We start from the raw sequence: 23,165 nt of genomic DNA, 5'->3' as shown, positions 1-23,165 counted from the left end.
CCACTACTCGATTGCCCAGGAGCCAACCATGCCAGAACCATCGATACGCGAAGGTCGATCACGACCGATTGTTTTGTGGGTAGTGATCATCGCCGTGCTGGCCATGACAGTCGCGGCTTTCGCCTATGTCGGTGGCTGGTTGTCGCCGCAGCGGCTGACGCCGAAAAAACTGGTGGATCAGTTTCAGAAAGACGCGGGGACGTTTCCCGGATTTCGTCGCAATCACGCGAAGGGTGTTTGCGTGGGCGGCTATTTCGACAGCAATGGACAGGCGCAGCCGTTGTCCATCGCGAAGGTGTTTGCGCAAGGCCGCACGCCGGTGGTCGGGCGTTTTGCGATACCGGGCAGCAACCCGTATGCGCCCGATGGCAGCGTGCCGATACGCAGCATGGCGTTGCGGTTTGCATTGGCGAACGGACAGCAGTGGCGCACGGGCATGAACTCGATGCCGGTGTTTCCGGTGGCGACGCCACAGGCGTTTTTCGAACAGCTGCAGGCGCAGCAGCCGGACCCCGCGACGGGCAAACCGGATGCCGCAAAGATCGGCGCGTTTTTCGCGTCGCATCCGGAAACCGCCGCGTTTCTCGCGTGGGTGAAAACGGCGAAGCCATCGGCAAGTTTTGCCACCGAGTATTACGACAGCCTCAACGCGTTCGTGCTGGTGGATGCGAACGGCCTGCGCCAGCCGGTGCGCTGGCGCATGGTGCCGCAGGCCAGCGATGCGACTGTCGACACGGGCAAGGCCGGCGACGCGGATTATCTCGCCGCCGATCTCACGCAGCGGTTGCGCCAGTCGCCCTTGCGCTGGACCTTGCAGTTGACGCTGGCCGACGCAAGCGACCCGACCAACGACGCGACGAAGGTGTGGCCGGCGACACGCAAGACGATCGAGGCCGGCACGCTGGTGATCGATCGCGCCGAACCGCAGGACAGCGGCCCATGCCGCGACATCAATTACGACCCGCTGGTGCTGCCCGCAGGCATCGAGGCGTCGGACGATCCCTTGCTGCCGGCGCGTTCTGCCGCGTATGCCGATTCGTACCTGCGCCGCACCAGCGAGGAAGCCCACCTGCCCGGCACCGCCGCGGCGCATGCAAAACCGGAGGGCACGCCATGAGTTCGCAGATCCCGCATTTCACGCGCGCGGCGCGCACGCTGCACTGGCTGATGGCGATCCTGATCGTGTCGATGCTTTTCATCGGCGTGGGCATGGTGGCGTCGGTGTCGGAGCGACACGATCTGTTGCTGCGCATCCACAAGCCGCTGGGCATTGCGATATTGATACTGGCGATCGTGCGCATCGTGGTGCGCGTGCGAAATCCGCCGCCGCCGTTGCCCGCCGACCTGCCTGCGTTGCAGAAGCTGGCGGCGCTTGCGTCGCACTGGCTGCTGTACATCCTGATGGTGGCGATGCCGCTGATCGGCTGGGCAATGCTTTCGGCCGGCGGTTATCCGGTGATGCTGAGCGACACGCTGCGATTGCCGCCGATCTTTCCGGTGAGCCCGACCGCGTTCGCGGTGCTGCGTCACATGCATGCGTGGTTTGCCGCAGCGTTGCTGCTGACGTTTCTCGCGCACATGGGCGCTGCGCTGTACCACGGACTGATTCGTCGCGACGGTGTTTTCTCGAGCATGGCGCACGGCGAGCGCGTGCCGGAACTCGGCGAAGAACTGGGTTTGATCGACGAGCCGCCGGACGATTCGGAGGATTCACTGTTGCGTTGAAGCGGTGAGCGACGCTGGCGGAATTCAGCGATTCAGCGCGCGCTCTTCACGACTTTCGTGGTGCTGCCGTTGCATGCCTTGCACCGGCATGCGAAACACAAAGCAGGTTTCCGCTTCGGTCGACGAGACCTGCAACGTGCCGCCATGTGCCTTGGCGATTTCCATCGAGATATACAGACCCAGGCCGAGGCCGGAAGGCAGTTGCTCGTCACCGCGGGTGAACGGCTCGAACAGGCGATCGAGCTTGTCGGCAGCAATCGGCTGGCCACCGTTGACGACGGTGAGTTCGAACGTGGTGTTGTCGCTACGGGCGACAACGAGCACGGGTTGATCGTCGGCGCCGTGCGTGAGCGCGTTGGAAAGGAGGTTGACCAGCAACTGCGCAAGCCGGCCCGGGTCGCACGCGACGGGCATGTCGATGGCAATGGCGGCGTCCACGGCCCGGCCCGGGTTGGCCTGCTGCACTTCGGCGATGACATTGCGCAGCTGATCGGCCAGATCATGTTGTGTTTCAAGCACCACGGGAATGCCACTACCCAAGCGGCCCCGCGCGAAATCGAGGATGTCGTTGATGAGGCCGCCCATGCGGTCGCCACTGCGGAGCATGTGCTGCAGGATGGTCAGTGACCGTTCGTCAGAGACTTTCAACTGCAAGGCTTCGGCACCCGCCTGGATCGCCATCAGCGGGTTGCGCAGATCGTGGCCGAGCACGGCGATGAACTGCTCGCGCAACTTGGCCGTTTGCTGTGCATCAAGCAATGCGTTCGCGCTGATTTCCATACGGTCCTGCGCATCGAGCTCGGCGCCGATCAGCTGCGCGAACAACTCCAGCGTCCTGACGATATTGGGATCATCGAGCTTGGCCGGCAGCGGATCGATGGCGCACAGCGTGCCGAAGAAATCGCCGTTGGCGAGAAAGATCGGGATCGAGACGTAGCTCTCGAAACCGTACATTTTCGGCGTGTGATGGGTGGAGAAATACGGATGCTTGCTGGCTTGGTTGAACACCACCGCCTGGTGGTGCTGGCGTATTTCGTTGCAGATGGTGGATTCGAGCACCAGTTCGCTGCCGACGCCCAGGCCGAAATCGATATGGTCGTAAACGGCGCAGGCGGTCCAGTGCGTGTCGGTAACGCGCGCGACGGCGGTGAAACGCATGCCGGTGGTGTGCGCGACCGTCTGCAGGATCGTCGGCACGGCATCGATGCGCGACACCGCACGGATGTCGTCGTCGACCGTTCGTGTGGAAGTTGGTGGCGGTCCCGGGGTGCGCATAGGTATGAAAGTTTAGCGGTTGCCGCGCGGATAGTATCGGGTCGGCGTTTCGCCGGCCTTTCCGGTTGCATAGGGGCAATTACCGCAGCTGTTTCCAGGCGTGAGCGCGCCGTCGCGGGTTTTCTCGCCATGTGTACAATCCGTGGCGGATAGTTGTTGGCTAGGCTCACGGTCCAGGCGGCGGTGACACAACCCAAGGGTGTTCATGACGCAGTCGGAACTATCAAATCAGCCGGCGGTGACGGTCGTGGGCATTGGCGCATCCGCAGGGGGCGTGGAAGCGCTGAGCGCGTTTTTCGATCATGAAACCGAGCAGCCGCGCGCGGCATATCTGGTAGCGATGCACCTGGCGCGGGAACGACCCAGCCACCTGCCGGAGATCCTTTCCCGTCATACCGGCATGCGTCTGTTGCTCGCGGAAAACGGCATGCCCGTCGAAGAACGGACGATCTACGTGATTCCGCCCGGTCAGGTGATGACCGTGCAGAACGGGATGCTGGACATCGCGCCGATCAACCCGATGGAACGCGTGCCGACGGTGATCGACCGGATGTTCAACTCGATGGCCGAGGCGTACGGCGAACACGCTATCGGCGTGGTGCTGTCCGGCACGGGTGCAGATGGCGCATTGGGCCTGAAGGCGATCAAGGAGCGTGGCGGCCTGACCATCGCGCAAGGCGAAGATGGTTCGACGCCGCTTTTTTCCGGCATGCCGCGAAGCGCGATCGCCGCAGGCGTGATCGACCTGCAATTGCCGGTGGAGAAAATCCCCGCGCGCATCGCCGAAATGATCCTCGCAACCAACGATGCCGGGCAGAAACAGCACGACGAAGTGGCCAGGCATCGAGAGGAATCGCGCCTGGCGATCTGCGCCCTCCTACTCACACAGACCGGGCACGACTTCAGCGGCTACAAGCCAAGTACCTTCTACCGCCGCATGTACCGCCGCATGCACGTGTTGCAGCTGGCGACGATGGACAAGTACCTGGAACGCCTGCGGCACACGCCCGGGGAAGTGACCATGCTGTTCCGCGATCTGCTGATCAGCGTGACCAGCTTCTTCCGCGACATCGCCGCGTTCGCGTTGCTTGAACAGCAGGTCATGCCGGCGTTGTTCAAGGGCAAGGATTCACAGGCCGAAATTCGCGTGTGGGTACCCGGCTGTGCCACCGGCGAAGAAGCCTATTCACTCGGCATCCTGCTGCTGGAATGCCTGGACAAGCTCGGCGGCAACGCGCCGGAGGTACGCATTTTCGCGACCGATATCGACGAACACGCGTTGAGCATCGCGCGCAAGGCGCGCTATCCCTCCGTGCTGCTGGAAGATGTATCCGACGAACGCCGCAAACGGTTTTTCGACGAGGACCGTGGCCATTTCACCGTGCGGAAAAGGTTGCGCGACATCTGCACGTTTTCGCCGCATAACGCGTTGCGCGATCCGCCGTTCTCACGCATCGACCTGGTGTCCTGCCGGAACCTGCTGATTTATCTCGGGCCGGAATTCCAGGATCGCATCCTGCCGATCCTGCATTACGCATTGCGACCGGATGGCTTCCTGTTTGTCGGCATCGCCGAGGGCGCGTCGCGCCACGGCACGTTGTTCACGCCGGTGAGCAAGGAACACCGCATCTACCAGCGGCTTCCCAATGTCACCGCCGGGCTGTCGCTGCCGCTGCTGACGAAGAGTGGCAAGCCGGCCATCACACGTTCGTTCGAAGCGAGCGTCGCGGCGTCGTCGAGCAACGCGATGCGCCGACAGATCGAGGCGCGCATGCTGCAGGCGCATACGCCGCCCTACGTGTTGGTGAATGGTCGCAGCGATGCATTGTTCTACTCCGCGCGTACCGGCAATTACCTGGAGTTTCCTTCCGGTGCGCCGAGTCGGCACCTGCTATCCAACGCGCGCAAGGAGCTTCGCCTTGGTTTACGCCACGCGCTGCAGGAGGTAGTGAACACGCAGCTGAAAGTGGAACTGCCCGAAGTCGTCATGCCGCGCGATGACGTTCCGCATCGTGTGCAGGTGACCATCGAACCGTTCGACGACGGCGAAACGCCGTTGTACCTCGTAGTATTCAACGACCACGGCGTGGCCCCCAAGCTGCCCTTGGTTTCGCAACCGGCCGACATCCAGACAGTGGAGCATCTGGATCGCGAACTGCGCGACACACGCGAGCAATTGCAATCGACCTACGAGGAATTCGAAACGGCGATCGAGGAATTGCGCGTTGCCAATGAAGAGCTGATGTCGCTCAACGAGGAGCTGCAATCCTCCAACGAAGAACTCGAAACCTCGAAGGAAGAACTGCAATCCGTCAACGAGGAGCTGCAGACGGTCAATAGCGAGATGACGCATAACGTGGAGGCGCTGGACCAGGCCAACGCGGATCTGCAGGGGCTGCTCGAAAACACCGGCATCGCGACGATCTTCCTCGACCGCGACCTGGGCATCCGCAGCTACACGCAGGCGGCCACCGAATTGTTCACTCTGATTCCGTCGGATCGCGGGCGGCTCATCACCGACCTGGCGCATCAACTCGATGCGATCGACTTGCGCCAGAACCTGGAGAACACACTGGTACGGCGCACGGCCATGGAAATCGCGGTAAGCCGTCGCGACGGGCAGAAGCATTACCTGATGTGCATCCTGCCTTATGCGGGTGAGGCGGAAGAAACCGGCGGCGTGGTGATGACTTTCGTCGAGGTCACCGCGTTGATCAGCGCAGATGCGCGGCACAAGACGATGATCGGCGAACTCAACCATCGCGTGCGCAACATGCTGGCGGTGGTGAGCGCCATGGCCAGCCAGACGCTTGCCGATCATGTGGAGGCCGAAGCGTTCGATGCGTTCCTCAATCGCCTGCACGCCATGGCGCGGACGTACAAGCTGCTGACGGAAACCGACTGGTCCTACATGTCGTTCCGCGGGCTGCTGAAGGAAGAACTGGGAGTGATCGCCGGATCGACGCGTTATTCCCTCGACGGACCTCCGCTGAAACTTCATCCGCGCGAAGCATTGGCACTGGGCATGGTTATCCACGAGCTGGCCACGAATGCATTGAAATACGGTGCGCTGTCCAATCAGGACGGACACATCAACATCACATGGGCGTGCATCGATGATTCGGCAAAAACGATGGAGATTCACTGGAGTGAAACAGGGGGGCCACCCGTGGGGCCACCGTCACATCGTGGATTCGGCACGCTGCTGGTGGACCGACAGCTCGCCTATGAACTCAATGGTCACAGCGACATCACCTACGCTGCGGAAGGATTGCAGCTGACGTTGCGGGTTCCCCGACTTCAGAAGAGTGAAACGAAAATAGCTGATGAACAGTAAGCCGCCAGATGGGCCCCTTGTGATGGTTGTCGAGGACGAGCTGCTGATCGCCGCCTCACTCGAGATGGCGCTGGAAGCGAAGGGCTATCGCATTCTCGGGCCGGTGGCCACGGTAGACGCAGCATTGGCACTGTTGGAGAACTCGCCCTGCCCCGATATGGCCGTGATCGACTACCGGCTTGCCACCACCACTACCGAGGCGCTGATTCCTGCGCTGAAGGAAAACCGCATCCCGGTTTGCGTGCTGACCGGCTACGCGCCGAGCCAGCTACCCACGGCATACGACCATCTCACGGTGCTCGAAAAACCCTTCCGACTGAAGACACTGCTCACCGCGCTCGAGCATCTTCGGGCCGCTTGAGGCCCGCTACGGCGTATTACTGCAGCTTTTCATGGCGATCGCCAATCTTGTCTGGCGCCACATAACATGCCTGCGTATGCTCGCTGCAACAGGAAGCAAGAGCGACCGGATCGTCAGGGGGTTCCACCATGCACAGCACAGCCATCCGGGTGATGGTGATCGAGGATGATTTTCTCCTCGCGGGCACGCTTGCCGATGTGTTGACCCGGTTGGGCTGCAAAGCGGGACCTTGCATCGGATCGTTCGACCAGGCGATGGAAGCTGCGCTCGATGAGAGCTGCGACCTGGCTGTGGTGGATCTCGACCTTCGCGGCATGGCGGCGTATCCGATTCTCGATCGGCTGATGCAACGAGGCATTCCTTTCATCATCGCCACGGCGCTGACACGCAGGGATATCGATGCGCGTTATGCGTGCGCGCCGTGCGTGTCCAAGCCGTACGACATCGGTGAGCTCCGGCAGGCGGTGATGCTTGCATCGGCGACCCTGCTTCCGCGAGCGAATGTTTCGTCCATCCGGCCGCCGCAGACCAGCGAATCCTGAAGTTGCAACCCTGAGTCTGTATCGCGAGCACATTCCACAGCGCGTCGTGCATTCGCTTGGCATGCAGGCGTGGCGAAACGTCTACGCAGTCGCTGGCATTCGATGGCCGGATTCGCTCCTCACATTGATGTCCGAAAACGGCGAGTCATGGCGTATGCGCAGTGCTAGCCTGCGTGCATGTCCGAGACCTTCAACACGACCCTTCCCGATTTCAAGATCTGCGAGCAGGCGCGTCGCAGTCGCGATGCGCGCTTCGACGGATTGTTCTTTACCGCCGTCACCAGCACGCGCATTTATTGTCGGCCGGTGTGCCCCGCACCCTCGCCGAAATCGCAGAACATTCGCTACTACACCAGCGCCGCCGCAGCGGAAGCGGCAGGATTCCGGCCGTGTCTGCGCTGCCGGCCCGAACTCGCGCCGGGCAATGCGATCTGGCAGCGCGGCGAGCACGTGGTAGCGCGTGCACTCAAACTGATCGACGCAGGTTTCCTCGCCGATCATTCGCTGGAAGAACTGGCAGCGCGCGTGACAATCGGTGCGCGGCAGCTGCGCCGATTGTTCGTCGAACATCTCGGTGCACCACCGATGGACGTCCATACGACGCGTCGCCTGCTGTTCGCGAAACAACTGCTCACGGAAACCGCGATGCCGGTGACCGAAGTCGCGCTTGCGTCCGGCTTCGGCAGCCTGCGCCGGTTCAACGCCGCGTTCGCGCAGGCGAACCGCATCCAGCCGCGCGAACTTCGCCGGCATCCGCGCGCGACCATCGGCGACGCGCTGGTGCTGCGGCTCGGCTATCGGCCGCCCTACGATTTCGAGGCGATCCTCGCGTTTCTTCGCGGGCGTTCGCTGCCCGGCGTGGAATGGGTCGACGAGCAAAGTTACATGCGCGTATGCGGGCCGGCGGATGCGCCGGGCTGGCTGCGTCTGAGCGCATGGCCGAATGGCGAGCACGCGCTGAAACTCGAGCTGCACAGCCCGCAACCCGCACAACTGCTTCCGATAGTGACGCGACTGCGGCGCATGTTCGATCTCGATGCCGATCCGCAAGTGATCACCGCCACGCTCGGCATCGGTGGCGTGCTGAAGCCGATGCTGCGCAAGCGTCCGGGCCTGCGCCTGCCGGGCGGCTGGGATGGTTTCGAAGTCGCGGTGCGCGCCGTACTTGGGCAACAGGTGAGCGTGGCTGCCGCCCGCACGCTGGCGACGCGCATCGTGCATCGTTACGGCAAACCGCTGGCCGTGCCGATGGCACCAGGACTCGACCGGCTGTTTCCCACGCCAGCGCAACTCGTCGATGCCGACCTGCGCGAGATCGGCGTGACCACGGCGCGCGCCGCGACGATTCGCGGCATTGCCAGCGCGCTGCTCGATGGTCGCGTCGACTTTCGCGCGGAGCAATCGCTGGAGGAATTCGTCGAGCGCTGGGTCGCCCTGCCCGGCATCGGCGAGTGGACCGCGCATTACATGGCGATGCGCGCACTCAGTCATCCGGATGCATTCCCCGCCGCGGACCTGATTCTGCGCCGCGTCGCTGCCGGCAACGCGCCTGAGCTCAGCACGCGGGCATTGAAGGAACTGGCCGAAGCGTGGCGCCCGTGGCGCGCCTATGCCGTGATGCACCTGTGGCGTGCCGCCGGCGATGTCGCGCCTGCGACTGCGGCGAAGAAGAAAGCGAGTACGCGATGAGCAACGAAACAATTCACTACGACATCATGCAGACGCCGATCGGCCAGCTGCTGCTTGCTGCAGATCACGAAGGACTGCGCTGCGTGTGGTTCGAGACTGCGCGTCGCCCGCAGAAGCCATCCCCCAACTGGGTGCACTCGCCGAAAGCACTCGCGTTGGCGCGCACGCAGCTGGACGAATATTTCGCGGGCGCGCGGCGGGTGTTCGATCTGCCGTTGCATCCGCTGGGCACGCCCTTTCAAATGGCCGTGTGGCGAGCGCTGGAAATCATTCCTTACGGCGTCACCATCAGCTACGGCGAACTGGCGCGGCGCATCGAACAACCGCAAGCGGTGCGCGCGGCCGGTGCCGCGAACGGCAGCAACCCGTTGCCGATCGTGATCCCCTGCCATCGCGTGATCGGCAGCAACGGCAGCCTTACCGGCTTCGGCGGCGGCCTGCCGACAAAACGATTTCTGCTCTCGATGGAAGAACGCGTGGCGCACGGCGATCTGTTCGCCTGAGTCGCCGGCGCGCGCGATGACTCAGCTGCTGCGCGCGGATGCCGGCTGATTCTGTGCCGCGTCGGCGTCGCGAACCATGTTCTGCTGCTGCGCGCGTTCCTGCTGCTGACGCGCCTGATCAGCCTGGTCGCTTTGCTGTGTCGCTTGCGGATTGTTGGCGTTGGGCGCCTTGGCGTTATCCGACACGCCCTGATGCAACTGCTGTTGCTGTTGGCTCTGCTGCAACTGATTCTGCGTCTGCTGTTGTTGCACGTTCTGCTGGGCCTGCGCGCGCGATTGCGCGTTGCATGCAAGCGGCACCAGCAGCATCGAACCAGGCAATGCGAATGCAAACGCGATGCGCAATGTCGTCGTGCGTGATGTCGTGGTCCGTGTCTTTGTTGTGCGTGTATTGGTCATGTCGATGCGCGATCATGCAGGGATGGCATTCGCATTGTAGGACTTCATGCATGAAAAACCCGTTCCGCCTGCTGCTCTGTTTGACGGCAGCATTGACCGCCGGCTGCGCCACGCAAAAACTTTCGGTGCCCCATGCAAGCGATGCAAGTGAACATGCAAAGCGCCCCGTACCGCTGCTGCTGATTTCGATCGACGCCTATCGCCACGACTATATCGACCGCGGCCTCAGCCCGACGCTGGCGATGCTCGCGAACACCGGCGTGCGGGCTGCGTCGATGCAGCCATCGTTTCCATCGCTGACGTTTCCGAACCACTACACCATCGTCACCGGCCTGCGCCCCGACCACCACGGCGTGGTCAACAACATGATGACCGACCCGGTACTCGGCAGTTTCTCGATGGGCAACCGCAAAGCGGTGAGCGACGGACGCTGGTGGGCGCAAGGCACGCCGATCTGGGAGACCGCCGATGCGCACGGCCTGCGCACGGCGACGATGTTCTGGCCCGGCACCGAGGCCGACATCCACGGTCACCATCCGGACGAATGGAAGCCTTTCGATATCCAGGAAACCGCCGACCAGCGTGTGGATCAGGTGCTGGCGTGGTTCGATCGGCCGGCAGATGGACGGCCGGATTTCACCACGTTGTATTTCGATGCGGTCGATCACGCCGGCCACGAATTCGGACCGGATTCGGTGCAAGTGAACAATGCGCTGCGCGAGACCGATGCAGCGATCGCTCGGCTGGTGCAGGGCCTGAAACAGCGCGGGCTGTTCGAGCGCATGAACATGATTGTGCTGTCCGACCATGGCATGGCGGCAGTTGCGCCATCGCACCTCATCGTCATCGACAAACTGCTGCCGCTGGACGAGGTCGAGATGGTGGCGACCGGCGTGCTGGCGGGATTCAATCCGAAAAACCAGAGCACCGACGCAATGATGAAGTTCGCCGCGATCGAACGGACCATGGCACGGCCGCAGCAGCACATGCAGTGCTGGGACAAGACACGTGTGCCGGCGCGCTTCATCTACGGCCACAACCCGCGCGTGCCGCAATTGCTGTGCCTTGCCGATGCGGGCTGGCACATCACCACCGCATCGAAACTCGCGGAGAAAAAACCCAATCTCGGCGAGCACGGTTACGACAACAGCACCCCCGCCATGCAGGCATTGTTCGTGGCGCACGGGCCTGCATTTCGTGTCGATGCAAAAGTGGACGCGTTCCCGAATGTAGACGTCTATCCGCTGATGACGCATCTGCTCGGTATTCCGCCAGCAGCCAACGATGGCGACTATGACGCGGTGAAGGACATGCTCAAGCCGTCCGCGCGTTGACGCAGTTTGCAGGAGCGCCCCGCAGGACTACGATCAATGCCGGGAGATGGTTCGGCGTGGCATCAGGCGATGGCTCGCGCGAATGCATCGTCGCGGCGCGTGGCCAAGGGGACGCATCATGGGCAATCGGCAATTACGCACGCTGTTGCGCAAGGAATGGTTTCTCGCATTCAGCGCGCTGACCAGCGGCCTTTTTCTCTGGTTCGGGCATCGCCTCATGGACGGCTTTGTCAGCCCGTTGTGGCTGGTGACGGTTTTCTTCTGGCTGTTCCTCACCATCCTGGGTTCCGCTGTCGCGGTCGTGCAGCACGCCGACTGTCTCGCCGAACGACTTGGTGAACCGTACGGCACGCTTATCCTGACCTTGTCGATCACCTCGATCGAGGTCATGAGCATCACGGCGGTGATGCTGCACGGAGACAACAACCCGACGCTCGCGCGCGACACGTTGTTCGCGGTGAGCATGGTCATCCTCAACGGCATGGTCGGGCTTTCGCTGTTGATGGGCGGCTGGCGTCATCGCGAACAGCAATACAACCTGCAGGGCGCGAACGCGTATCTCGGCGTGATCATTCCGCTGGGCGTGCTGTGCCTGGTCATGCCGGATTTCACCGTGTCGACCTCCGGGCCAACGATGTCGTTTCCGCAGGAAATGTTTCTCGCCACGGTGTCGGTAGTTCTGTATGCAGCTTTCCTGTTGTTGCAGACGCATCGGCATCGCGGCTATTTCGTCGAAGGCGAACAGCTGGTCGCGCACGCGCCGAAAAAGACGAATGCGCACGCAGCCCATGCGCCGCAAGGCAAGAGCGTGTTGCGCCACACGGTGCTGCTGATCGCGTACATGGTGCCGATCATCTATCTTGCCGAACAGATCGGCGTACCGGTGGATTACGTCGTCGAAACCGTGCACGCACCGGCCGCGCTGGCGGGCCTGACGCTGGCGATTCTCGTGGCGGCGCCGGAGGCGATCGGTGCGGTGCGTGCCGCAGCGAGCAATCATCTGCAGCGTTCGGTGAATATCTTTCTCGGCTCGGTGCTGGCGACGATCGGGCTGACGATCCCGGCGATCCTGATCGTCAGCCATCTCACCCATCACCCGATCATCCTCGGCCTGCAACACACCGATCTGATGCTGTTCGTGCTCACGCTGGCACTTTGCCTGGTGACGTTTTCCAGCGGCCGCACCAACGTGCTGCAAGGTGGCGTGCATCTGGTGTTGTTCGTCGCGTACCTGTTTTTCACTTTCGAAGGCTAGGCGCCGCGATCACCTTCCAGTGCATCGCTTGCGTCGTGGTTGGTCCCTGCGCCGCGGCCGCTGACCCATCCGAACAAGGCGATGCCGATGATGATCGCCAGCGCGCCGCATGCCGCATAGCCGGTTGGCCATGCCTCACCGAGAAACAGCACGCCGAGCCATGTGGCGAACAACAGTTCCGCCGCCTGCATCGCTTCCACCGCGGCAAGTGCGGTCGGTTCGCGGCGCACCATGTCGGTGGCGCGGAAAAACATCACGGTGGCGATCGTGCCGGACGACAACGCCACGCCACCGGCGAGCAGCGCTTCGCGCAGCGTCGGCGGGCCGACGGTGATCCATGCGATCACGGCGAGTACCAGCCACAGCGGCCAACTGCACAGTGTCATGCCGAACACGCGCTGCACCGCATTGAGCCGACAGCCGCAATGTTCGAGATGCAAGAGAACCTTGCGGTTGCCCAGCGGATACGCGAACGCGGAAAGCACCACCGCGCCGATCGCCAGCCAGTCGTTCGCATGCAGCTGCCCGTGCGCGTGGCCCCATTGCAGGGTGAACACGCCGATGACGATCAGCACGCCGATCGCCAGCGTGCGCCAGGCGAGCGTGCGGCGTTCGTCGCGATAGATCAGCGGCGCCAGCAGCGGACCGGCTAGCACGGTGGTCTGGAAGCTGCCGGCGATCAGCCACGACGGTCCACTGCTCGCCGCCCAGGTCAGCGGGATGCCGAACAGCACGAAACCGACACTGCTCCAGGTGAGCCATGTACGCGCGTGGTGTTTCAATTCGCGCGGCAATTCACCGAGCCTGCCCTGAAACGGCAGCACCATCGCCAGCAGAGGCAGCGTGATCAGATAGCGCAGGATCACCGCCCATGCCCAATGTCCGCCACCCGCAACGAGGCTGCGGTTGAGCACGTACGTCAGCGTGAAAAACAGCGCCGAGCAAAGCGCGAGACCAACGGCGGCGAGCGAAGAGGAGCGCATGGGAATCCGTTCGAGAGGCGACTGTCAGTGTTGCAAATCGGCGCTCGATGCGAAACGCAGGAATTCGAGGATCTTCTCGCGACATGACTTCATGCACGGTTGCCGGTCGCGCCAGTGCGCGCAGACTCGCCCGCATCACGGTTGCAACTCGAGGAGAAACCATCATGCGGACGACGGCAATCGCTGCGGCGCTGGTCTGCGCAGGATTTCTTCATGCCGCTTCGGCACGCGCTGCGGAAGCGACACCTGCGTTGCGCGACCAGCTGGTCGCCATCACGCAGGCGTGGGTCGATGCGATTCCGCAGGGCGACAAGAGCGTGTGGCAGAAAACGCTGACCGACGACGCGATCCTCATCGACGAATTCGGTCACATCCAGCACAAGAAGGACGCGGTGGATTCGCTGCAGACATTTCCCGCAGGGTTTTCCGGCAGCATCGAGTTGCGCGATCCGCACGCCACGCAGTACGGCGACAGCGTCGTGCTGCAGGCGGAAGAATACGAACGCGAAACCGTGTTCGGGCAACAGTTCGTGGTGCGCTACCAATCGCTGCTGACTTTCGTGAAGCAGAGCGGCCAGTGGAAAATCGCTGCCTATGAAGACGTCACGATGCCGACCGCGCCGCCGAAGCTGAAAGTCGATGGATTGAAACCGGCCGATTACGTGGGCACCTATCGCTACGCGCCGGATCGCGCGTGGATTTTCAGCGTGAAGGATGGTGTGGTCGGTTACGTGAGCAAGGCTGGACGTCCATTCAACGCGTTGGACCCGATCGCGCCGGATATCTTCACGAGCACCGACGACGAACGCAGCCTGCTGATTTTCCGTCGCGACAGCCACGGAAAAGTGATCGAGGTGATCGAGCGGCGCAAGTTCAACGACCTGCATCTCGCGCGCGACGCAGATCGACCGACGCGCTGATGCTCAGGTAATCGCTGGCGCCAACGGCAACTGCAACTGCACTTGGAGTCCGCCGCCTGAGGCGTTGATCGCGCGAATGTCGCCGCCATGGACCTGCACCACGCGCTGCACGATCGCCAGGCCCATGCCGTGTCCATCGGCACGCGCGGCGTTGCTGCCACGAAAGAACGGGCGAAACAGAAATTCCAGCTCGCCCTCCGGCACGCCCGGACCGTGATCGCTCACCGAGATCTTGGCGAGCTCCGTATCCGCCGTGACATCGAGTTCGACGGTGGCGCCTTCGGGACTGAACTTGATCGCGTTGGCAATCAGGTTGTCCAGCGCACGCTCCAGCAGCAACGGGCTGCCGAGCACGGCGACCGGGCCACTCGACGCAAGCTGCAAGCGGATGTTGCGTGCGCCGGCTTCGAGCTCCGCCTGCGCCATGCAGCCGTGCGCCAGATCGACCAGATCCAGATGCTCGCGGCTCATGCCAGGAATGCCGCTTTCCAGCCGTGACAGCGTGAGCATTTCGCCGGTCATGCGGTCGAGTCGATCGATTTCCTGCTCGGCCTGCGTGAAATAACCCGCGGCCTCGTCCGGCGAGTTGCTGCGCCGGGCAAGGTCGAGGATCAGGTGCAGTCGCGCGAGCGGCGAACGCAATTCGTGCGAGAGATCCTGCAGCACGCTGCGACCGTGCGCGACCAATGCTTCGATGCGCTCGGCCATGGCATCGAAGTCGTAGGCGAGCTGCGCGATTTCGTCGTGTGCCAGTCCGCCCTGCCGGCCGACGCGCGTCGACAATTCGCCCGCCGCCATGCGATGCGTCGCATCGCGCAATGCTTCGACCGGCTTGGCCACGCTGCGCGCAACCCACCAGCCAAGCAGGCCGATGCACAGCAGCGACAGCACAAGCTGCACGCTGAGTAGAATCGTCTGGCGTGTCTGCGGCCGCAGGCGCGTGTGGGTTCGGCTCATCGCCACCAGCTGGCGTGTCTGTCCGTCATTGCCCACGACCTGCTCCACGGCCACGTAAACGCCCGGCCAGGGTTGCAGCACGGTGTCGCCATCGGCGGCGAGCAGGTTCGGCAAGCGTCGCTCGATCAGCTCGTGCAGGCGGATCGGATACAACGCTTCGCCATGCTGATACAGCGTGGCCTGAATGCCATCGTGCTGCTGCTGTCGGGACCAGTCCGCAAGCGCCTGCGCACCACCGTTTTCGTAAACCTGGTCGGCTTCCTGCGCAATCGCCGACCAGTTGATATCCCTGGCCGTGCTGTATTCGATGAAGCCGCGCGTCAGGAAGCCGCCGAGAAAAAGCACCAGCACATTGGCGACGCAGAACCAGATCAGCAGTCGCCAATAGAGTGAACTCTTGAACGGATTCATGGCCCACCCGCGATGAGTACATAACCGGCGCCGCGAACGGAGTCGATGCGTGGAGCCGATGGCGATGCTTCGCCCAGTTTGTGGCGAAGCCGGCTGACGTGCACGTCGACACTGCGATCGAAACGCTCCAGTTCGCGGCCCAGGGCCACGCGTGTCAATGCCGCCTTGTCGATGAGTTCGCCCGCGCGTTGCGCCAGCGCGAGCAGCAGCATGAATTCCGCGCCGGTCAGCGTGAGCTCGGCGCCGCCGACCTGCGCGCGTCGCTCGGCCGGCAGCAGGCGAAGCGAGCCCACTTGCAACGCGCCGCCAACGGTCGGTGCATGTCGGCGCAGCTGCGCACGCACGCGCGCCAGCAACTCGCGCGGCAGGCAGGGCTTGGCGAGGTAATCGTCCGCACCGAGTTCGAGGCCGATCACGCGATCCACCGCTTCGCCGCGCGCGGACAGCATGATCACCGGGAAGCGGTATTGCTGGCGAACTTCTCGCAGGGTTTCAAGGCCGTCGCGGCCCGGCATCATCACGTCGAGAATCATCAGGTCCGGTCGATGCGTCGGGGAATGCAGCACGGCAAGGGCTTCGTCCGCATCGTGGGCGACGCTCACGATGAAACCTTCACGCTGGAGGTACTCGGCCAGCAGGCTGCAGAGCGCGCGGTCATCGTCGACGATCAGGATTCTGGACATGGCAACCGTTGGGTTCATGCCCATTCAACCTGTGCGCGCGCGTGAACTCCATGGTCTTTACCCATCTTTACCCTCCCGCAACGAACATACACGCAGTGGCGTCGTCTAATGTCTGCAACACCACTCCCCCACAGACGAAGGTACTACCCATGCGCAAGACTCTCCTTCTCGGCCTGACTTTGGCATCGGCCGTTGCCCTCTCCACGTTTGCCGTCGCCGGCCCTGCCGGTGGTGAAGGTGGCTGGCACGGCGGACACGGTCATCACGGCGGCCAGTTCATGGCGTTGAAAAAGCTCGACCTCACGGACGCACAGCGTGCAAGCATCAAGCAGATCGTGCAGGCCAGCTTCGCGCAGAACAAGACGCAGCGTACGGCACTTCGCCAGCAGCGCAGCGCCTTCGAATCGATGACGCCGGATCAGGTCGGCTACACCGCAACTGCTTCGCGCCTCGCCCAGGCCGAAGGTGCCGCGACCCAGGTTCGCGTGCAGCAGCAGGCGACTATCCGCGCGCAGATCTACGCCGTGCTGACCGCCCCGCAGAAAGCGCAGCTCGCCACCATGAAGGCGCAGCAGGATGCACGTCGCCAGCAGTGGCAACAATTGCGCGCACAGCAGAAAGCCGCCGCCGGCACCACGCCGCAGGCCGCGCAGTAAGCAGCAAGGGAATGGCGCCAGCGATCATGCTGGCGCCGTTTTCCTCACCAAGGTTTCGAGCGCGGACACGACTCAACGATCACGCCAGTGCGGGCCCACCCAGACGTGACCGCGGCCCCAGTACCCGGGCACCCAGACGCGGGCATGACGCGGCGGCACAACGACACAGCCCGTCATTGATACGGCGCCGCCGAGCAGCGCGACGGCGAGAAGACACGAAGACATGAAACGACGCATGGCACATTCCTCATTGGGGACGTGCCATGGAAAACGTCGCATGCAGCGCGGACGATGACCGCGTTCGACGCCGGCGATGGTTGGCGTTCATCAAAAACACGGCGACCGTTCAGCGCGCAGCAAGCGCCTCGACCACTTTGCGGTAACGCACCGCGATGCGCACTTCGTCGTGATGATGGAAATCGCGCACCAGCCACTTCCCGCCGCACATCACGTCGCGCACCAGCGGCGTGTTGCCTGCGAACACGAAACTGTCGAGCATCGAACGCGTGTCGCGCGCCGCGAGCAGCGGAGAGTTTTCGTCCAGCACGACGAGATCCGCGCGCGCACCAGCCTGCAACGTACCGACCGGCAGGCCGGATGCCTGCGCTCCGCCAAGCAACGCAGCACGCCACAAGGTTTCGCCGACGCTCACCCCTTGCCCGCGCGCGGCGATGTTGCGATGTCCGCTGGTCAGCCGCTGGCCGTATTCCAGCCAGCGCAATTCCTCCACCGGCGAGATCGAGATATGCGAATCCGAACCGATGCCAAGCGCACCGTGCGCATCCAGATAGGCGGCCAAAGGAAAAAGTCCATCGCCAAGATTTGCTTCCGTCGTCGGGCACAGCCCTGCCACCGCACCGCTGCGTGCGACCTGCAGCATCTCGGCGTCGGTGAGGTGCGTGGCGTGTACCAGACACCAGCGTGCGTCGACATCGGCGTGATCGAACAACCACTCCACCGGGCGCGCACCGCGCACAGCCAGGCAGTCCTGCACTTCGCCAATCTGCTCGGCGATGTGGATATGGATCGGGCGATCCTTCGCGATGTCGCTGGCAAGCACGGCATCCATGGCTTGCTGCGGCACGGCGCGCAGCGAATGCAGCGCGATGCCGACACGCAGGCCGGCGTGTTCGTGTGCGCGCAATGCTTCCAGCAATCGCAGATAGCCGTCCACATCGTGGCCGAAACGCCGCTGACGCGCGGCAAGCGCGCGCCCGTCGAAACCTCCGCTGATATACAGCACCGGCAGCAACGTCATCGCGATGCCGGTTTCGCGCGCCGCTTCGATCAACGCCAGCGACATTGCTTCCGGTTGCGCGTAGGGCGTGCCGTCGGGCTGGTGATGCAGGTAATGAAATTCGCAGACCTGCGTGTAACCGGCCTTGAGCATTTCGACATAGAGTTGCGCAGCGATGGCCTTCAATTCTTCCGGGCCGATGGATGCGGCGAACGCATACATCGTCTCGCGCCAACTCCAGAAACTGTCGTCGCTGCGTCCCTTGCGTTCGGCCAGCCCGGCCATCGCGCGCTGGAATGCATGCGAGTGCAGGTTGGGCATGCCGGGCAGAACCCATGCGCCACTCGAAGCATCCGCTTTCGTCGCTTCGGACAGATATCCATCGGCCGTGATGCCGAGCGTTGCATCGGCCTGCCAGCCGTCGCGCTGCCACAGATGTGTTGCCTTGATGCCATCAACCACTGCGTTGTCGCTCATGAATCGCTCCCGTACTTGCGCAGCATTGTAGCCGCGTCGGCAACATCGCCTTCACTCGATCGTCCGCGGCGCTGGGCATAATCGTGCGATGGTCAAGAAAACTGATGAACTGAATCCCAAGCTGCTGCTGCGCCACGCGACGCCGGCCGACGTACCGGCGCTGGTCGAACTCACCGGCCGCATCTACACCTCCGAGTGGGGCCACTCAGCCGAAATGCTGCGCTCTCAGCAGACGCATTTCCCCGAAGGCCAGTTCGTGGTCGAGTACGAGGACAAGCTCGTCGGCTACTGCGCCACCTTCCGCATCGACGAAGCGACGGCGCTGTCGCCGCATACCTGGATGCAGATCACCGGCGGCGGCATGGGCTCGCGCCACAAGCCCGACGGCAACTGGCTGTACGGCATGGAAGTGGTGGTGCACCCGGACTATCGCGGCATGCGCATCGGCAAGCGCCTTTACCACGCGCGCAAGCGGCTGTGCATGGACCTCAAGCTGCGCGGCATCGTGTTCGGCGGACGCATTCCCGGCCTCTCGAAAAACATGCAGCGCTACGGCAGCGCCGAGGCTTACGTGCAGGCGGTGGTCGAGGGGAAACGCCGCGACCTCACGCTGAGTTTCCAGCTTTCCAACGACTTCGAGGCGATCGGCCTGCTGCGCGGATACGTGCCCTCCGACTACGACTCGCTCGGCTACGCGGTGCATCTGGTGTGGCGCAACCCGCGTCTGCTCGATCACCCGGACATGCCGTCGATTCCCTCGCCGCAACGCCTGCCCGATCTGGTGCGCGTGGCGTCGGTGCAATACCAGCAGCGACGCATCCAGTCGTTCGAGGAATTCGCCAGCCACGTCGAATATTTCACCGACATCGCCGCCGACTACAGCGCCGACTTCGTTACCTTTCCGGAACTGATCACGCTGCAGTTGCTGTCGATCGAAAACTCCGAACTCTCGCCGGTCGATGCGATCCGCAAGCTCAGCCAGTACACCCCGCAGGTGAAGGAACTCTTCAGCCGGCTCGCCGTGCACTACAACATCAACATCATCGCCGGCTCGCATCCGACCGAGCAGGAAAACGGCGACATCCACAACGTCTGTTACGTATGCCTGCGCGATGGCTCGATCCACGAGCGCGAAAAACTTCACCCGACGCCGAGCGAACGCAACGTGTGGAACATCACCGGCGGCGATAGCGCAGCCACCGTGCAAACCGACTGCGGTCCGATCGGCGTGATGATCTGCTATGACTCGGAGTTCCCTGAGGTCGCGCGGCATCTGGTCGACCAGGGCGCGCTGATCTTGTTCGTGCCGTTCTGCACCGACGTGCGCGAGGGTTATCTTCGCGTTCGTTATTGCTCGCAGGCGCGCGCGATCGAAAATCAGTGCTACGTGGTGCTGTCAGGCAACGTCGGCAACCTTCCCGGCGTCAACAACTTCGACATCCAGTACGGACAGAGCTGCATCCTCACGCCGAGCGATTTTCCGTTCGCGCGTGATGGCATCGCGGCGGATTCGACGCCGAACATCGAGACGGTACTGTTCGCCGATCTGCGCCTGGAGAGCCTCGCTCGCGCACGCAACGCCGGCGCGGTGCAGAACCTGAAGGATCGCCGCTTCGACCTGTACGAAACACGCTGGCGTCCGCGGTGATTCACCACGCAGCGTGCGCTACTCATCGTCTGCAATAATCCGGCGATGACCGATTCGCCCAAGTCCGCGTCATCTAATCCACGCCTGCAGGCGTTGCTCGGACACGAGTTCTTCGCCGCGCATCACTGGAAGCGCCGCCTGGTGTTGTGGAGTGGCGCGGTGCTCGTGGCGCTCGCGGCGATCCTGTTCGCCAAGGCGAGCAACTGGGCGTACCGACTTTTCCAGCTACTGCTTTCACACGGTGCATGGCTGCCGTTGCTCATCACGCCGGTGGTGTTTGGGCTGCTGGCGTGGGCCACGGAAGGACGCTTGCGCGCCACGCGCGGCAGTGGCATTCCGCAGGTCATCGCGACGCTGCATATCGAGGACGAAAACTTTCGCGCGCGCATGCTTGCCTTGCCGATCGCCGCCGGCAAGATGCTGTTGACGCTGGTCGCACTGGCGGTCGGGGCATCGATCGGACGCGAAGGGCCCACCGTGCACGTGGGCGCGGGATTGTTCTATTCGCTCGGCCGACGTTTCGGTTTCACCGATGCCAAGGCCGCATCGCGTTTCATCCTTGCCGGGGGTGCCGCGGGCATCGCCGCTGCATTCAACACGCCGCTGGCCGGCGTGATGTTCGCCATCGAAGAACTGGCCGGAAGTTTCGAGCATCGCCTCAGCGGGCTGCTGCTCACGGCGGTGATCATTGGCGGCGTGGTGACGCTGGGCATCATGGGCAACTACGCGTATTTCGGGAACGTGCAGGCGGATTTGCCGTTGGGACGCGCCTGGCTCGCCGTGCTGCTGACCGGCGCGATCTGCGGTTTGTGTGGTGGCCTGTTTGTGCGGCTGATCCTGCTCGGTCCGAAAGGCCCGTTGTCACACATCAGTCGTTGGCGCGCACGGGGCCCGGTGCTGTTTGCCGCGGGCTGCGGACTCGTGCTGGCACTGATCGGGCTGCTTTCGCACAACAGCGTTTACGGCACGGGCTACGAGCAAGCGCGCGCTTTCGTGCAGAACGCGACGACAACTCCCGGCGAGAGTTTCGGCGTCGCCAAGTTGCTGGCCAACGTGGTGTCGTACTGGGCCGGCATTCCCGGCGGCATTTTTTCGCCGGCGCTGGCCGTCGGCGCCGGACTCGGCCACAACATCGCTTACCTCCTGCCGGACGTACCGCCCGCGTCGGTCGTGCTGCTTGGCATGAGTGCCTACCTCGCCGCCGTCACCGGCGCGCCGCTGACGTCCACCGTGATCGCGATGGAACTGACCGACAACCACGCCATGGCCATCCCGATCATGGCCACCTGCCTGCTGGCGCGCGCCACGGCTTCGCTGCTCAGCCCGACGCCGGTCTATCGCGCTTTTGCCGAGCGCATGGTGCAGGATTTCGAGCGGCAGCATCGAAGCGTCGTGGAGGTCTCGCCGGAGACCGATGAACCCGGCAAACTGTCGCACGCAGAGCGCAGCGATGAACTCGGCGGCGCGCCGTTTTCCGGCAAAGATCCAGCCAAGCCATCGTAAACATCACCACGGAGCCGGCACCGCCATGAGCGACACGCGTTGGGATCGACTGCTGCTGAATGCCACGCTGGCAACCTTCACCGGTGACGCGGCGTATGGCCTGATCGAACGCGGCGCGATCGGGCTGCATCAGGGACGCATCGCCTGGGTCGGCCGCATGGATGCTTTGCCTGACGCACCGCATGCGCTGGCGGCGAAAGTCGAATCGCTGGACGGCGCGCTGGTCACGCCCGGCATGATCGACTGCCACACGCACCTCGTGTTTGCCGGCGATCGTTCGCATGAATTCGATCTGCGCTTGAACGGCGCGTCATATGAAGACATCGCGCGCGGTGGCGGCGGCATCGTCTCCACCGTGGCAGCAACGCGCATGGCTGGTGAAGATCAACTCTTCGTGCAGTCGCTGATCCGCGCACAGGCACTATTGGCCGACGGCGTCACCACGCTCGAAATCAAATCCGGCTACGGACTCGACCTGGAAGGCGAGCGCCGCATGCTGCGCGTGGCACGTCGCATCGGACGCGAGCTTGGCGTCGGCGTGCGTACGACCTTTCTCGGCCTGCATGCGTTGCCGCCGGAATACCGCGAGCGCCGCGACGATTACGTCACGCTGGTTTGCGACACGATGCTGCCGACGCTTGCGGCCGAAGGCCTGGTCGATGCGGTAGATGCGTTCTGCGAAAACATCGGGTTCACTCTTGACGAAACGCGACGCGTGTTCGAGCGCGCCACGCAACTCGGCATTCCGGTAAAGCTGCACGCGGAGCAGTTGTCCGATCTCGATGGCGCCGCGCTGGTGGCCGAATACCAGGGGCTTTCGGCGGATCACCTCGAATACCTCAGCGAATCGGGCATCGGCGCGATGGCTGCGGCCGGCACGGTAGCCGTGCTGTTGCCCGGAGCGTTCTACGCATTGCGCGAAACGAAATTGCCGCCGGTGGAACAACTTCGCAAGGCGGGTGTACCGATGGCCGTGGCCACCGACTGCAATCCGGGTACGTCGCCGTTGCTGTCGCTGCGCCTTGCGGCCAGCATGGCCTGCACGCTGTTTCGCCTGACGCCGGAAGAAGCACTGCGCGGCGTCACCGTCCATGCAGCGCGCGCACTGGGATTTGCCGACCGCGGCACACTCGCGCCGGGCCAGCGTGGCGACCTGCTGGTATGGGATGCGCGCAAGCCCGCGGAACTCTGCTACTGGATCGGCGGGCAATTGTTGCAACAGGTGTGGCTCAACGGCGAACAGGTACTCGCCGCCTGAGTTCGTTTTCCG

20 protein-coding genes are annotated in these 23,165 nt (G+C 63.3%); 14 read left to right on the top strand and 6 right to left on the bottom strand.

The annotated features are described in order from the left end of the window. The first annotated feature begins 28 nt into the window (after positions 1–28). Positions 29–1,117, top strand: coding sequence for a catalase family peroxidase (locus tag GSQ73_RS11345; protein WP_158884063.1), 1,089 nt, complete (start codon positions 29–31; stop codon positions 1,115–1,117). Beyond that, positions 1,114–1,725: a cytochrome b/b6 domain-containing protein gene (locus GSQ73_RS11340; RefSeq protein ID WP_158884061.1), complete on the top strand. Its 612-nt coding sequence runs from the start codon at positions 1,114–1,116 to the stop codon at positions 1,723–1,725. Before GSQ73_RS11345 ends, GSQ73_RS11340 begins: the two co-directional genes overlap by 4 nt. Before the next feature lie 24 nt (positions 1,726–1,749). On the opposite strand, the gene GSQ73_RS11335 is transcribed toward GSQ73_RS11340, so the two are convergent. After that, entirely contained in the window at positions 1,750–2,940 is a 1,191-nt protein-coding gene (locus GSQ73_RS11335) for a GAF domain-containing sensor histidine kinase (RefSeq protein ID WP_254063390.1), read from the bottom strand. A gap of 265 nt (positions 2,941–3,205) precedes the next feature. On the opposite strand from GSQ73_RS11335, the gene GSQ73_RS11330 reads away from it, so the two are divergent. The 5 genes from GSQ73_RS11330 to GSQ73_RS11310 all read left to right on the top strand — a co-directional run bounded on the left by GSQ73_RS11330 (position 3,206) and on the right by GSQ73_RS11310 (position 9,432). After that, a complete protein-coding gene (locus GSQ73_RS11330; RefSeq protein WP_158884057.1) occupies positions 3,206–6,337 on the top strand; it encodes a chemotaxis protein CheB in 3,132 nt (1,043 codons plus the stop codon). After that, positions 6,327–6,698, top strand: a complete 372-nt coding sequence (locus GSQ73_RS11325; RefSeq protein WP_158884055.1) for a response regulator — start codon at positions 6,327–6,329, stop codon at positions 6,696–6,698. The genes GSQ73_RS11330 and GSQ73_RS11325 overlap by 11 nt, the downstream gene beginning before the upstream one ends. 128 nt (positions 6,699–6,826) lie before the next feature. Next, positions 6,827–7,240, top strand: coding sequence for a response regulator (locus tag GSQ73_RS11320; RefSeq protein WP_158884053.1), 414 nt, complete (start codon positions 6,827–6,829; stop codon positions 7,238–7,240). 177 nt (positions 7,241–7,417) lie between these two features. Continuing rightward, a complete protein-coding gene (locus GSQ73_RS11315) occupies positions 7,418–8,929 on the top strand; it encodes a DNA-3-methyladenine glycosylase 2 (RefSeq protein WP_158884051.1) in 1,512 nt (503 codons plus the stop codon). Beyond that, positions 8,926–9,432 (top strand): methylated-DNA--[protein]-cysteine S-methyltransferase, encoded by a 507-nt coding sequence (locus tag GSQ73_RS11310; RefSeq protein WP_158884049.1) that lies wholly within the window; start codon positions 8,926–8,928, stop codon positions 9,430–9,432. The genes GSQ73_RS11315 and GSQ73_RS11310 overlap by 4 nt, the downstream gene beginning before the upstream one ends. Before the next feature lie 21 nt (positions 9,433–9,453). Here the strand turns inward: GSQ73_RS11310 and GSQ73_RS11305 are convergent, their stop codons facing one another. Next, positions 9,454–9,831, bottom strand: a complete 378-nt coding sequence (locus tag GSQ73_RS11305; protein ID WP_158884047.1) for a hypothetical protein — start codon at positions 9,829–9,831, stop codon at positions 9,454–9,456. A gap of 50 nt (positions 9,832–9,881) precedes the next feature. On the opposite strand from GSQ73_RS11305, the gene GSQ73_RS11300 reads away from it, so the two are divergent. Further along, positions 9,882–11,165, top strand: coding sequence for an ectonucleotide pyrophosphatase/phosphodiesterase (locus GSQ73_RS11300; protein WP_158884046.1), 1,284 nt, complete (start codon positions 9,882–9,884; stop codon positions 11,163–11,165). 118 nt (positions 11,166–11,283) lie between these two features. After that, positions 11,284–12,420, top strand: a complete 1,137-nt coding sequence (locus tag GSQ73_RS11295) for a calcium:proton antiporter (RefSeq protein WP_158884044.1) — start codon at positions 11,284–11,286, stop codon at positions 12,418–12,420. Here the strand turns inward: GSQ73_RS11295 and GSQ73_RS11290 are convergent. After that, the gene (locus GSQ73_RS11290; protein ID WP_158884042.1) at positions 12,417–13,403 is read right to left on the bottom strand and encodes a multidrug resistance efflux transporter family protein; all 987 of its coding nucleotides are present in this window, start codon (positions 13,401–13,403) and stop codon (positions 12,417–12,419) included. The two genes, GSQ73_RS11295 and GSQ73_RS11290, sit on opposite strands and share 4 nt — an antisense overlap. Before the next feature lie 164 nt (positions 13,404–13,567). On the opposite strand from GSQ73_RS11290, the gene GSQ73_RS11285 reads away from it, so the two are divergent. Beyond that, positions 13,568–14,323, top strand: a complete 756-nt coding sequence (locus GSQ73_RS11285; RefSeq protein ID WP_158884040.1) for a nuclear transport factor 2 family protein — start codon at positions 13,568–13,570, stop codon at positions 14,321–14,323. A gap of 3 nt (positions 14,324–14,326) precedes the next feature. Here the strand turns inward: GSQ73_RS11285 and GSQ73_RS11280 are convergent, their stop codons facing one another. Further along, a complete protein-coding gene (locus GSQ73_RS11280) occupies positions 14,327–15,691 on the bottom strand; it encodes a HAMP domain-containing sensor histidine kinase (RefSeq protein WP_158884038.1) in 1,365 nt (454 codons plus the stop codon). Further along, the gene (locus tag GSQ73_RS11275; RefSeq protein ID WP_158884036.1) at positions 15,688–16,374 is read right to left on the bottom strand and encodes a response regulator transcription factor; all 687 of its coding nucleotides are present in this window, start codon (positions 16,372–16,374) and stop codon (positions 15,688–15,690) included. The genes GSQ73_RS11280 and GSQ73_RS11275 overlap by 4 nt, the downstream gene beginning before the upstream one ends. Positions 16,375–16,523: 149 nt before the next feature. On the opposite strand from GSQ73_RS11275, the gene GSQ73_RS11270 reads away from it, so the two are divergent. Further along, entirely contained in the window at positions 16,524–17,030 is a 507-nt protein-coding gene (locus GSQ73_RS11270) for a Spy/CpxP family protein refolding chaperone (protein ID WP_158884034.1), read from the top strand. Positions 17,031–17,376: 346 nt separating this feature from the next. On the opposite strand, the gene GSQ73_RS11265 is transcribed toward GSQ73_RS11270, so the two are convergent. Then, positions 17,377–18,744: a formimidoylglutamate deiminase gene (locus tag GSQ73_RS11265; RefSeq protein WP_158884032.1), complete on the bottom strand. Its 1,368-nt coding sequence runs from the start codon at positions 18,742–18,744 to the stop codon at positions 17,377–17,379. A gap of 88 nt (positions 18,745–18,832) precedes the next feature. Here GSQ73_RS11265 and GSQ73_RS11260 point away from each other — a divergent pair, with 88 nt between their 5' ends. The 3 genes from GSQ73_RS11260 to hutI are packed head-to-tail and all read left to right on the top strand — an operon-like array spanning position 18,833 to position 23,153. Further along, positions 18,833–20,392, top strand: a complete 1,560-nt coding sequence (locus GSQ73_RS11260) for a bifunctional GNAT family N-acetyltransferase/carbon-nitrogen hydrolase family protein (protein ID WP_158884030.1) — start codon at positions 18,833–18,835, stop codon at positions 20,390–20,392. Between the two features lie 45 nt (positions 20,393–20,437). Further along, the gene (locus GSQ73_RS11255) at positions 20,438–21,895 is read left to right on the top strand and encodes a chloride channel protein (RefSeq protein WP_158884028.1); all 1,458 of its coding nucleotides are present in this window, start codon (positions 20,438–20,440) and stop codon (positions 21,893–21,895) included. A 25-nt stretch (positions 21,896–21,920) separates the two neighbouring features. Next, entirely contained in the window at positions 21,921–23,153 is a 1,233-nt protein-coding gene (gene hutI / locus GSQ73_RS11250) for an imidazolonepropionase (RefSeq protein ID WP_158884026.1), read from the top strand. Positions 23,154–23,165: the final 12 nt, after the last annotated feature.

This window comes from Rhodanobacter sp. L36 (assembly GCF_009765755.1).
Taxonomy (GTDB): Bacteria; Pseudomonadota; Gammaproteobacteria; order Xanthomonadales; family Rhodanobacteraceae; genus Rhodanobacter.
Note: the sequence above shows the minus strand (reverse complement) of the source record. Positions and strands in the feature narration are given on the sequence as shown.